11 protein-coding genes are annotated in these 12,486 nt (G+C 67.7%); all 11 read left to right on the plus strand.

Annotation, left to right across the window (positions count from 1 at the left end):
• Window positions 1–76 precede the first annotated feature (76 nt).
• The 11 genes from CCE02nite_RS04300 (at window position 77) to rpsS (ending at window position 12,439) form a co-directional block, all read left to right on the plus strand.
• Entirely contained in the window at window positions 77–3,958 is a 3,882-nt protein-coding gene (locus tag CCE02nite_RS04300) for a DNA-directed RNA polymerase subunit beta' (protein WP_141388475.1), read from the plus strand.
• Between the two features lie 453 nt (window positions 3,959–4,411).
• Entirely contained in the window at window positions 4,412–4,786 is a 375-nt protein-coding gene (rpsL, locus tag CCE02nite_RS04305; RefSeq protein WP_021479869.1) for a 30S ribosomal protein S12, read from the plus strand.
• Window positions 4,786–5,256 carry a 30S ribosomal protein S7 gene (rpsG, locus tag CCE02nite_RS04310; RefSeq protein WP_047233808.1) on the plus strand — a complete coding sequence of 157 codons (471 nt, stop codon included), beginning with the start codon at window positions 4,786–4,788 and terminating at the stop codon, window positions 5,254–5,256. The genes rpsL and rpsG overlap by 1 nt, the downstream gene beginning before the upstream one ends.
• A gap of 117 nt (window positions 5,257–5,373) precedes the next feature.
• Window positions 5,374–7,476: an elongation factor G gene (gene fusA, locus CCE02nite_RS04315; RefSeq protein WP_141388476.1), complete on the plus strand. Its 2,103-nt coding sequence runs from the start codon at window positions 5,374–5,376 to the stop codon at window positions 7,474–7,476.
• A 128-nt stretch (window positions 7,477–7,604) separates the two neighbouring features.
• A complete protein-coding gene (tuf, locus tag CCE02nite_RS04320) occupies window positions 7,605–8,801 on the plus strand; it encodes an elongation factor Tu (RefSeq protein ID WP_053369624.1) in 1,197 nt (398 codons plus the stop codon).
• Between the two features lie 490 nt (window positions 8,802–9,291).
• Window positions 9,292–9,600, plus strand: coding sequence for a 30S ribosomal protein S10 (gene rpsJ, locus CCE02nite_RS04325; protein WP_012867945.1), 309 nt, complete (start codon window positions 9,292–9,294; stop codon window positions 9,598–9,600).
• 14 nt (window positions 9,601–9,614) lie between these two features.
• Window positions 9,615–10,277, plus strand: coding sequence for a 50S ribosomal protein L3 (gene rplC / locus CCE02nite_RS04330; RefSeq protein ID WP_141388477.1), 663 nt, complete (start codon window positions 9,615–9,617; stop codon window positions 10,275–10,277).
• Between the two features lie 5 nt (window positions 10,278–10,282).
• Window positions 10,283–10,987: a 50S ribosomal protein L4 gene (gene rplD / locus CCE02nite_RS04335; RefSeq protein ID WP_141388478.1), complete on the plus strand. Its 705-nt coding sequence runs from the start codon at window positions 10,283–10,285 to the stop codon at window positions 10,985–10,987.
• Window positions 10,984–11,274, plus strand: coding sequence for a 50S ribosomal protein L23 (gene rplW, locus CCE02nite_RS04340; RefSeq protein WP_021479876.1), 291 nt, complete (start codon window positions 10,984–10,986; stop codon window positions 11,272–11,274). The genes rplD and rplW overlap by 4 nt, the downstream gene beginning before the upstream one ends.
• 31 nt (window positions 11,275–11,305) lie before the next feature.
• Window positions 11,306–12,142: a 50S ribosomal protein L2 gene (rplB, locus tag CCE02nite_RS04345; protein ID WP_087471313.1), complete on the plus strand. Its 837-nt coding sequence runs from the start codon at window positions 11,306–11,308 to the stop codon at window positions 12,140–12,142.
• A gap of 15 nt (window positions 12,143–12,157) precedes the next feature.
• The gene (gene rpsS / locus CCE02nite_RS04350; RefSeq protein ID WP_021479878.1) at window positions 12,158–12,439 is read left to right on the plus strand and encodes a 30S ribosomal protein S19; all 282 of its coding nucleotides are present in this window, start codon (window positions 12,158–12,160) and stop codon (window positions 12,437–12,439) included.
• Window positions 12,440–12,486: the final 47 nt, after the last annotated feature.

The following is a 12,486-nucleotide window of genomic DNA, read 5'->3' on the forward strand; positions in this document are numbered from 1 at the left end:
GACCCCCACACCAACCGTCTTTATGGCGTCGGCACCGGCCCCGGCCGGTCCCGGCAGACGAAGGAAGTAGGACAACTTGCTCGACGTCAACGTCTTCGACGAGCTGCGCATCGGCCTGGCCACGGCCGACGACATCCGTGCGTGGTCGCACGGAGAGGTGAAGAAGCCCGAGACCATCAACTACCGCACCCTCAAGCCCGAGAAGGACGGACTCTTCTGCGAGAAGATCTTCGGCCCCACCCGGGACTGGGAGTGCTACTGCGGCAAGTACAAGCGCGTGCGCTTCAAGGGCATCATCTGCGAGCGCTGCGGCGTCGAGGTGACGCGCTCGAAGGTGCGTCGTGAGCGCATGGGCCACATCGAGCTCGCCGCGCCCGTCACGCACATCTGGTTCTTCAAGGGTGTGCCCTCGCGCCTCGGCTACCTGCTCGACCTCGCCCCGAAGGACCTGGAGAAGGTCATCTACTTCGCGGCGTACATGATCACGTCGGTCGACGACGAGGGTCGTCAGGAAGACCTCCCCAACCTCCAGAACGAGATCGACCTGGAGAAGAAGGAGATCGCGGACGCCCGCGACAACGACATCAACTCCCGTGCCCAGAAGCTCGAGGCCGACCTGGCCGAGCTCGAGGCCGAGGGTGCCAAGGCCGACGCGCGCCGCAAGGTCCGCGACTCGGCCGAGCGCGAGATGGCGCAGATCCGCAAGCGCGCGGACGCCCAGCTCGACCGCCTCGACCAGGTGTGGGACCGCTTCAAGAACCTCAAGGTCGCCGACCTCGAGGGCGACGAGATGCTCTACCGCGCCCTCCAGGACCGCTACGGCACCTACTTCGAGGGCTCGATGGGCGCCGCGGCGATCCAGAAGCGTCTCCAGGACTTCGACCTGGAGGCGGAGGCCGAGTCCCTGCGCGAGACCATCCGCTCGGGCAAGGGGCAGCGCAAGACGCGTGCCCTCAAGCGCCTGAAGGTCGTCAACGCGTTCCTCACGACGACGAACTCGCCCACCGGCATGGTGCTCGACGCCGTCCCGGTCATCCCGCCGGACCTGCGCCCCATGGTGCAGCTCGACGGTGGCCGCTTCGCGACGAGCGACCTGAACGACCTGTACCGCCGCGTGATCAACCGGAACAACCGCCTCAAGCGTCTGCTCGACCTGGGCGCCCCGGAGATCATCGTCAACAACGAGAAGCGGATGCTCCAGGAGGCCGTGGACTCGCTGTTCGACAACGGCCGTCGTGGTCGTCCTGTCACGGGCCCGGGCAACCGTCCGCTGAAGTCCATCTCGGACATGCTCAAGGGCAAGCAGGGTCGTTTCCGTCAGAACCTGCTCGGCAAGCGTGTCGACTACTCGGGCCGTTCGGTCATCGTCGTCGGCCCGCAGCTCAAGCTGCACCAGTGCGGCCTGCCGAAGCAGATGGCGCTCGAGCTGTTCAAGCCGTTCGTGATGAAGCGGCTCGTGGACCTCAACCACGCGCAGAACATCAAGAGCGCCAAGCGCATGGTCGAGCGTGCCCGTCCCGTCGTGTGGGACGTGCTCGAGGAGGTCATCACCGAGCACCCCGTGCTGCTCAACCGTGCGCCGACGCTGCACCGCCTGGGCATCCAGGCGTTCGAGCCGCAGCTCGTCGAGGGCAAGGCGATCCACCTGCACCCGCTCGTGTGCGCCGCGTTCAACGCGGACTTCGACGGTGACCAGATGGCCGTCCACCTGCCCCTGAGCGCGGAGGCGCAGGCCGAGGCCCGCATCCTCATGCTCTCGAGCAACAACATCCTCAAGCCGTCGGACGGTCGTCCGGTGACCATGCCCTCGCAGGACATGATCATCGGCCTGTACCACCTGACGAGCGACCGCAAGGGCGCCGAGGGCGAGGGCCGTGCCTTCGGCTCGGTCGCCGAGGCGATCATGGCGTTCGACCAGGGCACCCTGGACCTGAACGCCGAGGTGAAGATCCGCACGACGGACCTCGTCCCGCCGGTCTCCGGCTTCGAGGCTCCCGAGGGCTGGGAGGAGGGTCAGCCGATCCTCTTCGACACCACGCTCGGTCGCGCGCTGTTCAACGAGACGCTCCCCGTCGACTACCCGTACGTGAACTCGGTCGTCGACAAGAAGCGCCTCTCGGCGATCGTCAACGAGCTCGCGGAGCGCTACCCGAAGGTCGAGGTCGCGGCGTCGCTCGACGCGCTGAAGGCCGCCGGCTTCCGCTGGGCGACCCGCTCGGGCGTCACGATCGCGATCTCCGACGTGGCGACGCCCAAGGAGAAGGCCGTCATCCTCGAGCAGCACGAGGAGCGCGCGCTCAAGGTCCAGCAGCAGTACGACCGTGGTCTCATCACGGACGACGAGCGCCGTCAGGAGCTCATCGAGATCTGGACCCAGGCGACGGACAAGGTCGCCTCCGTCATGCGCGAGAACCTCGAGGCGAACGACCGCAACACCGTGTACCGCATGGTCGGCTCGGGTGCCCGTGGTAACTGGATGCAGGTCCGCCAGATCGCCGGTATGCGCGGTCTCGTGGCGAACCCGAAGGGCGAGATCATCCCGCGCCCGATCAAGTCCAACTACCGCGAGGGCCTGTCCGTCCTCGAGTACTTCATCGCGACGCACGGTGCCCGCAAGGGTCTGGCGGACACCGCGCTGCGGACCGCCGACTCGGGCTACCTCACGCGTCGTCTCGTGGACGTGTCGCAGGACGTCATCGTGCGCGAGGAGGACTGCGGCACCGAGCGCGGCCTGACCCTGCCGATCGCGGAGGAGCTCGGGGGCATCCTCGTGCGCCACCCGAAGGTGGAGACGAGCGTCTACTCGCGCACCCTCGCGGCCGACCTGGTCGACCCCGACGGGAACGTCGTCGGCAAGGCCGGCGACGACGCGGGCGACGTCCTCATCGACGCCGCGGTGGCCGCGGGCGTGCGCGAGGCCAAGGTGCGTTCGGTCCTCACGTGCGAGTCGCGCGTCGGTACGTGCGCCAAGTGCTACGGGCGCTCGCTCGCCACGGGCAAGCTCGTCGACATCGGCGAGGCGGTCGGCATCATCGCCGCCCAGTCGATCGGTGAGCCGGGCACGCAGCTGACGATGCGTACCTTCCACACCGGTGGTGTGGCCTCCGCGGACGACATCACGCAGGGTCTGCCGCGTGTCACGGAGCTCTTCGAGGCCCGCACCCCCAAGGGTGAGGCGCCCATCGCGGAGTTCTCGGGCCGCATCGCGATCGACGACTCGGAGCGCTCGCGCCGTCTGGTCCTCACGCCGGACGACGGCTCGGAGGAGATCGCGTACCCGGTGACGAAGCGTGCCCGCCTGCTCGTGCAGGACGGCGACCACGTGAACGTCGGCACGCAGCTCGTCCAGGGTGCGGTAGACCCCAAGAAGGTCCTGCGCATCCTCGGCCCGCGCGCCACGCAGAAGCACCTGGTGGACGAGGTCCAGGAGGTCTACCGCTCCCAGGGCGTGGACATCCACGACAAGCACATCGAGGTCATCGTGCGGCAGATGCTGCGTCGCGTGACCGTGCTCGACTCGGGCGACTCGCACCTCCTGCCGGGCGAGCTCGCCGAGCGCGGCCGCTTCGAGGACGCGAACCGTCGCGCGGTGGCGGAGGGCGGCCAGCCGGCCTCCGGCCGTCCCGAGCTGATGGGCATCACGAAGGCGTCGCTCGCGACGGACTCGTGGCTGTCGGCGGCCTCGTTCCAGGAGACGACGCGCGTGCTCACCGAGGCGTCGATGAGCGGTCGTCGCGACCCGCTCCTCGGCCTCAAGGAGAACGTCATCATCGGTAAGCTCATCCCGGCCGGTACCGGTCTGCCCCGGTACACCAAGGTCCAGGTCGAGCCGACCGAGCAGGCCAAGACGGAGCTCTACCCGAGCTTCGGCTACGACGAGATCGACTTCCCGGCGCTCGGCATGGGCTCCGGCGAGGCGATCCCGCTCGAGGACCTGGACTTCGGCGACTACCGCTGACGTTCCTCGACAGCCGGACGGGTGCCCGTCGGCGTCCCGCACCTCGGTGCGGGCGCCGCTGGGCACCCGTCCGGCGTCCCGGGGGAGCGTGCCACCCGCCGACGGCGGGAGGTGACCTGCTCCTTTGACTACCTGCCGGGTGGCAGGTAACCTGGTAAACCGTGCCCGCGCCGTCGGGCCCTCCGTGATGTCCCTGGCGGGGCGGTGTCAGCGAGCTGATCGCTCCCACCTCCGCGCAGCGGGCTCCGGACGGGCCGATGTGAGTGCCCGGGCACTCCGGATCCCGGTCCTGACGGCGCCTCGTGCCCGTGGACGGGGGACGGACCATCGAGCCGGTGGTAGGTGGCTGCTGCAGCGTTCTCGCGCTGCGGGTGCCTCGTGCGATCGGCTCCAGCAGCCAGCACGACCACCATCGGGGATAGCCCCGGTAGCTCGAGAAGACACGGAGACGTAGTGCCTACGATCCAGCAGCTCGTCCGCAAGGGGCGGACCTCGAAGGTGGGGAAGTCGAAGACGCCCGCCCTCAAGGGTTCCCCGCAGCGGCGCGGTGTGTGCACGCGCGTGTACACCACCACCCCGAAGAAGCCGAACTCCGCGCTGCGCAAGGTCGCTCGCGTGAAGCTCTCCTCCCAGGTCGAGGTCACGGCCTACATCCCCGGCGTCGGCCACAACCTCCAGGAGCACTCCATCGTGCTCGTGCGCGGCGGTCGTGTGAAGGACCTCCCGGGTGTGCGCTACAAGATCGTGCGCGGCGCGCTCGACACGCAGGGCGTGAAGAACCGCAAGCAGGCCCGCAGCCGCTACGGCGCCAAGAAGGAGAAGAGCTGATGCCTCGCAAGGGCCCGGCCCCGAAGCGGCCGCTCATCGTCGACCCCGTCTACGGGTCGCCCGTCGTCACGCAGCTCATCAACAAGGTGCTGCTCGACGGCAAGAAGTCCACCGCCGAGTCGATCGTCTACGGCGCCCTCGAGGGCGTCCGTGCGAAGACCGACGGCGACCCGGTCGTCGTCCTCAAGCGTGCGCTCGAGAACGTCCGCCCCGCGCTCGAGGTCCGCTCGCGCCGCGTCGGTGGTGCGACCTACCAGGTCCCCGTCGAGGTGCGTCCCGCGCGTGCCACGACGCTCGCGCTGCGCTGGCTCACGGACTACTCGCGCGCTCGTCGTGAGAAGTCGATGACGGAGCGCCTCATGAACGAGATCCTCGATGCGAGCAACGGCCTCGGCGCCGCGGTCAAGCGTCGCGAGGACATGCACAAGATGGCGGAGTCCAACAAGGCCTTCGCCCACTACCGCTGGTAGTCCGCCCGACCGGCCTCGGGGACCTCACGGTCCCCGGGGCCGTCGGCGGGTCTCCGGCCGGCCACCCCGGTCCGAGCAGCGCCCCCGACTCAACCCACCTAGCGAGGGAAACAGACCGTGGCACTTGACGTGCTGACCGACCTGAACAAGGTCCGCAACATCGGCATCATGGCCCACATCGATGCCGGGAAGACCACGACCACCGAGCGCATCCTGTTCTACACGGGTGTGAACTACAAGATCGGTGAGACGCACGACGGCGCGTCGACGATGGACTGGATGGAGCAGGAGCAGGAGCGCGGCATCACGATCACGTCGGCCGCGACGACCTGCTACTGGAAGAACAACCAGATCAACATCATCGACACGCCCGGCCACGTCGACTTCACGGTCGAGGTCGAGCGCTCCCTGCGCGTGCTCGACGGCGCCGTCGCCGTCTTCGACGGCAAGGAGGGCGTGGAGCCGCAGTCGGAGACGGTGTGGCGCCAGGCGGACAAGTACAACGTGCCGCGCATCTGCTTCGTCAACAAGATGGACAAGCTCGGCGCGGACTTCTACTTCACCGTCGACACCATCATCAACCGCCTCAAGGCGAAGCCGCTGGTCATCCAGCTCCCGATCGGCTCGGAGAACGACTTCACCGGCGTCGTCGACCTGCTCGAGATGAAGGCCCTCGTCTGGCACGGGGAGACCAAGCTCGGCGAGGCGTACGACACCGAGGAGATCCCGGCCGACCTTCTCGAGAAGGCCGAGCAGTACCGCAGCGACCTCATCGAGGCCGTCGCGGAGGCCGACGAGGAGCTGCTCGAGAAGTACCTCGGTGGCGAGGAGCTGACGATCGCGGAGATCAAGTCCGGGATCCGCAAGCTCGTCATCGCCGGCGAGGCCTTCCCGGTCCTGTGCGGGTCCGCGTTCAAGAACAAGGGCGTGCAGCCCATGCTCGACGCGGTCATCGACTACCTGCCGTCGCCGCTCGACGTCCCCGCGATCGAGGGCCACGACGTCAAGGACGAGGAGAAGATCGTCGAGCGTCACCCCGACGCCACCGAGCCCTTCTCCGCGCTCGCGTTCAAGGTCGCGTCGCACCCGTTCTTCGGCAAGCTCACCTACGTCCGCGTCTACTCGGGCAAGGTCGCGCAGGGCGCGCAGGTGCTCAACTCGACCAAGGGCAAGAAGGAGCGCATCGGGAAGCTCTTCCAGATGCACTCCAACAAGGAGAACCCGGTCGAGGAGGCGAGCGCGGGGCACATCTACGCGTTCATCGGCCTCAAGGACGTCACGACGGGTGACACGCTGAGCGCGCTCGACGCGCCCGTGATCCTCGAGTCGATGACCTTCCCCGAGCCCGTCATCGACGTGGCGATCGAGCCGAAGACGAAGGCCGACCAGGAGAAGCTCTCGACGGCGATCCAGAAGCTCGCCGAGGAGGACCCGACGTTCCGCGTCAAGCTGGACGACGAGACCGGCCAGACCGTCATCGGCGGCATGGGCGAGCTCCACCTCGACATCCTCGTCGACCGCATGCGTCGCGAGTTCAAGGTCGAGGCGAACGTCGGCAAGCCGCAGGTCGCGTACCGCGAGACGATCCGTCGCAAGGCGGAGAAGATCGACTACACGCACAAGAAGCAGACCGGTGGTTCCGGGCAGTTCGCGAAGGTCCAGGTGACCTTCGAGCCGCTCGACACGGCCGAGGGGGAGCTCTACGAGTTCGCCAACGCCGTCACCGGTGGTCGCATCCCGCGCGAGTACATCCCGAGCGTCGACGCCGGTATCCAGTCCGCGATGGAGCTCGGCGTGCTCGCCGGCTTCCCGCTGGTCGGGGTCAAGGCGACGCTGCTCGACGGCGCCTACCACGAGGTCGACTCCTCGGAGATGGCGTTCAAGATTGCCGGCTCGATGGTCCTCAAGGAGGGCGTCAAGCGGGCGGACCCGGTTCTGCTGGAGCCGGTGATGGCGGTCGAGGTGCGTACGCCCGAGGAGTACATGGGCGACGTCATCGGCGACCTGAACTCACGTCGTGGAATGATCCAGTCCATGGAGGACGCGACGGGTGTGAAGGTCGTCCGGGCCCAAGTACCGTTGTCAGAGATGTTCGGGTACATCGGTGACCTCCGGTCCAAGACCCAGGGTCGTGCCGTGTACTCGATGCAGTTCGACAGCTACGCCGAGGTTCCTCGGAACGTTGCCGAAGAGATCATCAAGAAGACCCGGGGCGAGTGAGTCCCCACAGGTCGAAGACCCGCACAACCATCAACCTGTAGGAAAACCGCAACGCCCCGCGGATGTAGGATCTCTCGGTCGACATTCGCAACGTTCGGCACATCTACCCAAGTCCCAGGAGGACCCCAGTGGCTAAGGCCAAGTTCGAGCGGACCAAGCCGCACGTCAACGTCGGCACCATCGGTCACGTCGACCACGGTAAGACGACGCTCACGGCGGCGATCTCGAAGACGCTCGCGGACACGTACCCGGACCTGCCGGCGAACACGCAGCGCAACTTCGACGAGATCGACGCGGCTCCCGAGGAGAAGCAGCGCGGTATCACGATCAACATCGCGCACATCGAGTACGAGACGCCGAAGCGCCACTACGCGCACGTCGACGCCCCGGGTCACGCCGACTACATCAAGAACATGATCACCGGTGCCGCCCAGATGGACGGCGCGATCCTGGTGGTCGCCGCGACCGACGGCCCGATGGCCCAGACGCGCGAGCACGTCCTGCTCGCCCGCCAGGTCGGCGTGCCGTACCTGCTCGTCGCGCTCAACAAGTCCGACATGGTCGACGACGAGGAGATCCTCGAGCTCGTCGAGATGGAGGTGCGCGAGCTCCTCTCCTCGCAGGAGTTCGACGGCGACAACGCGCCGGTCGTGCGCGTGTCGGGTCTCAAGGCGCTCGAGGGCGACCCCGAGTGGACCGCGAAGATCCTCGAGCTCATGGAGGCCGTGGACGAGAACGTCCCGGAGCCCGTCCGCGAGCTCGACAAGCCGTTCCTCATGCCCGTCGAGGACGTCTTCACGATCACCGGTCGTGGCACCGTCGTCACCGGCAAGGTGGAGCGTGGCACGCTCGACCTCAACTCGGACGTCGAGATCGTCGGCATCCGCGCGCCCCAGAAGACCACGGTCACGGGCATCGAGACGTTCCACAAGCAGATGGACCAGGCTCAGGCCGGCGACAACACCGGTCTGCTCCTGCGCGGCATCAAGCGCGAGGACGTCGAGCGCGGCCAGGTCGTCGTGAAGCCGGGCTCGATCACCCCGCACACGCAGTTCGAGGCGCAGGTCTACATCCTGGGCAAGGACGAGGGCGGCCGTCACAACCCGTTCTACTCGAACTACCGTCCGCAGTTCTACTTCCGTACGACGGACGTCACCGGCGTCATCACGCTGCCCGAGGGCACCGAGATGGTCATGCCCGGCGACAACACCGAGATGACGGTCGAGCTCATCCAGCCGATCGCCATGGAGGAGGGCCTCGGCTTCGCCATCCGTGAGGGTGGCCGCACCGTCGGCTCGGGCCGCGTCACCAAGATCCTCAAGTGATCTGACGCTGCCTCCGCAGCACTCGTCGAAGGCCCGGTCCCGTCCGCGGGACCGGGCCTTCGGCCTGCACCACCGCCCCTGCGGTCACCGTCACAGGTTCCGTCCCGGTCTCGACTTGGCCCGGACGGCCTTCGTGTGGCAGACTGTTCAGGTTGCCTGTTACGGGTGCGCCCTTTCACGTGTCGAACAGTGTGTTGAACCGGTCCTCTCGAGGAGGACCAGGACCCCGGGACCTCGTCCCGGGTCTGCGGGTTGAGCTCTCTGTCGCCATGGATCGAGTACCCCGCGGAACACACGTTCCGACCAGGCTCGCACAAACGTTGTGGTCCGCTCCGCGGAGCCGTGCGTCAGCACGGTGCGGACGGTGGATCACATATCCAACGGCCCTGCGCCTCTCGGCGTGTGCGCCCAGGTGCGTCGCGACTACGCGACACGCCCGAGCGCGGGGGTCGGACAGCTAGCGGTTCGAGAGAGAGAGTCAGACGACGCCATGGCGGGACAGAAGATCCGCATCCGGCTCAAGTCCTACGACCACGAGGTCATCGACAGCTCGGCGCGCAAGATCGTCGACACGGTGACGCGCGCTGGTGCAACGGTCGTGGGTCCGGTGCCGCTGCCGACGGAGAAGAACGTCTTCTGCGTCATCCGGTCGCCTCACAAGTACAAGGACAGCCGCGAGCACTTCGAGATGCGCACGCACAAGCGGCTGATCGACATCATCGATCCCACGCCGAAGGCCGTCGACTCGCTCATGCGTCTCGACCTGCCTGCCGACGTGAACATCGAGATCAAGCTCTGAGGCTGGAGGACATCATGACTATTCCCCAGCAGAACGCGCGTCCGGTCACCGCGGTGCTCGGCACGAAGCTCGGGATGACGCAGCTCTGGGACGAGGCCGGGCGCCTCGTGCCCGTGACCGTCGTCGCCGTCGGCACGAACGTCGTGACGCAGGTGCGCACGGCAGACGCCGACGGGTACGCCGCCGTGCAGCTCGCCTACGGCCAGATCGACCCGCGCAAGGTCACCAAGCCCCTCAAGGGCCACTTCGAGAAGGCCGGCGTCACGCCGCGCCGTCACGTGGCCGAGGTCCGCACCACGGACGCCGCCGAGTACACGCTCGGCCAGGAGATCACCGCGGAGGCCTTCGAGGCCGGCGCGACGGTCGACGTCTCGGGAACGACCAAGGGCAAGGGCACCGCCGGTGTCATGAAGCGCCACGGCTTCTCCGGCGTGGGCGCCTCGCACGGTGCGCACCGCAACCACCGCAAGCCGGGCTCGATCGGTGGGGCCTCGACCCCGTCGCGCGTGTTCAAGGGCCTGCGCATGGCCGGTCGCATGGGCAACGCCCGCCAGACCACCCAGAACCTGACCGTCCACGCGGTCGACGCCGAGAAGGGTCTGCTGCTCGTCAAGGGCGCGGTTCCCGGCCCCAAGGGCGGCGTCGTCCTCGTGCGCAGCGCCGCGAAGGGAGCGTGAACACCATGTCCGCTCTGACCGTTGACGTGCTGGACCCCAAGGGCAAGAAGGCCGGCACCGCCGAGCTCCCCGCCGAGGTGTTCGACGTCGAGCTCAACGTCCCGCTGATCCACCAGGTCGTCGTCGCCCAGCGTGCCGCCGCACGCCAGGGCACCCACGACACCAAGAGCCGCGGCGAGGTCCGCGGTGGTGGTCGCAAGCCGTACAAGCAGAAGGGCACCGGCCGCGCCCGCCAGGGTTCGACCCGTGCGCCGCAGTTCGCCGGGGGTGGCACCGTCCACGGCCCGACGCCGCGCTCGTACGACCAGCGGACGCCCAAGAAGATGAAGGCCGCCGCGCTCCGCGGTGCCCTCTCGGACCGCGCCCGCAACGGCCGTGTCCACGTCGTGACCGGCTTCGGCGTCGACGGCCTGCCGTCGACCAAGACCGCCGTCTCGACGCTCGCCAAGCTCTCCGAGCGCAAGCACGTCCTGGTCGTCACCGAGCGTGGCGACGAGCTGACGATCAAGTCGCTGCGGAACGTCGAGCAGGTCCACCTCCTGGTGGCCGACCAGCTCAACACCTACGACGTGCTCGTCTCCGACGACGTCGTCTTCACGCAGGGCGCGCTCGACGCGTTCCTGACGGGCCCGGCCACGGGTCGCTCCGCGAAGGCCGTCGCCACCTCCACCGAGGCGGACGAGACTGCTGCCGAGGAGGCCGCGAAGTGACCACCGTGACCAAGGACCCCCGTGACGTGATCCTCGCGCCGGTCGTCTCCGAGAAGAGCTACGGCCTGCTCGACGAGGGCAAGTACACGTTCGTCGTCGACCCGCGGGCCAACAAGACCGAGATCAAGATCGCCGTCGAGCAGATCTTCTCGGTCAAGGTCGCCTCGGTGAACACGATCAACCGCAAGGGCAAGACGCGTCGCACGCGTTTCGGCCTGGGCAAGCGCAAGGACACCAAGCGTGCGATCGTCACCCTCCGCGAGGGCACGATCGACATCTTCGGCTGAGCCGACGAGAGCAGATTGAGGACAGATCCCCATGGGAATCCGTAAGTACAAGCCGACGACGCCCGGCCGCCGCGGCTCGAGCGTCGCCGACTTCGCCGAGATCACGCGCTCGCAGCCGGAGAAGTCTCTGGTCCGCCCGCTCTCGAAGAGCGGCGGCCGCAACAGCTCCGGTCGTATCACCACCCGTCACAAGGGTGGTGGCCACAAGCGTGCGTACCGCGTGATCGACTTCCGTCGTCACGACAAGGACGGCGTGCCGGCGAAGGTCGCGCACATCGAGTACGACCCGAACCGCACCGCGCGCATCGCGCTCCTGCACTACGCGGACGGCGAGAAGCGCTACATCATCGCGCCGGCCAAGCTCAAGCAGGGCGACGTCGTCGAGAACGGCGCGGGCGCGGACATCAAGCCCGGCAACAACCTGCCGCTGCGCAACATCCCGACCGGTACGGTCATCCACGCCATCGAGCTCAAGCCCGGTGGCGGCGCGAAGATCGCCCGCTCGGCCGGTGCGTCCGTGCAGCTCGTCGCCAAGGACGGGCCGTACGCGCAGCTGCGCATGCCCTCCGGCGAGATCCGCAACGTCGACCTGCGCTGCCGCGCGACGGTCGGCGAGGTGGGCAACGCCGAGCAGTCGAACATCAACTGGGGCAAGGCCGGCCGCATGCGCTGGAAGGGCAAGCGCCCGACCGTCCGCGGTGTCGCCATGAACCCGATCGACCACCCGCACGGTGGTGGTGAGGGCAAGACCTCCGGTGGTCGCCACCCGGTGAGCCCGTGGGGCCAGCCGGAGGGTCGTACCCGCCGTCCCAACAAGCCGAGCGACAAGCTGATCGTGCGTCGTCGCCGTACCGGCAAGAAGCGCTGATAGGAGCCTGGAGACATGCCTCGTAGCCTGAAGAAGGGCCCCTTCGTCGACGACCACCTGCAGAAGAAGGTGGACGCTCAGAACGAGAAGGGGACCAAGAACGTCATCAAGACCTGGTCCCGTCGGTCGGTCATCACGCCCGACTTCCTCGGTCACACGTTCGCCGTGCACGACGGTCGCAAGCACACGCCGGTGTTCGTCACCGAGTCGATGGTCGGCCACAAGCTCGGCGAGTTCGCTCCCACGCGGACCTTCCGCGGCCACGTGAAGGACGACAAGAAGGGTCGTCGCCGCTGACCCCCGGGTCAGTCTGGTGACGACCTGGACGGTCAAGAGACAAGAAG

The organism is Cellulosimicrobium cellulans (genome assembly GCF_006539945.1).
In the GTDB taxonomy this organism is placed as follows: domain Bacteria; phylum Actinomycetota; class Actinomycetes; order Actinomycetales; family Cellulomonadaceae; genus Cellulosimicrobium; species Cellulosimicrobium cellulans.

What these genes read in the sequence shown, in the direction of transcription:
- rpsJ (WP_012867945.1), top strand. Translation starts at nt 9,292, where the DNA reads ATGGCGGGACAGAAGATCCGCATCCGGCTCAAGTCCTACGACCACGAG.
- rplB (WP_087471313.1), top strand. Translation starts at nt 11,306, where the DNA reads ATGGGAATCCGTAAGTACAAGCCGACGACGCCCGGCCGCCGCGGCTCG.
- rplC (WP_141388477.1), top strand. Translation starts at nt 9,615, where the DNA reads ATGACTATTCCCCAGCAGAACGCGCGTCCGGTCACCGCGGTGCTCGGC.
- rplD (WP_141388478.1), top strand. Translation starts at nt 10,283, where the DNA reads ATGTCCGCTCTGACCGTTGACGTGCTGGACCCCAAGGGCAAGAAGGCC.
- rpsG (WP_047233808.1), top strand. Translation starts at nt 4,786, where the DNA reads ATGCCTCGCAAGGGCCCGGCCCCGAAGCGGCCGCTCATCGTCGACCCC.
- rpsS (WP_021479878.1), top strand. Translation starts at nt 12,158, where the DNA reads ATGCCTCGTAGCCTGAAGAAGGGCCCCTTCGTCGACGACCACCTGCAG.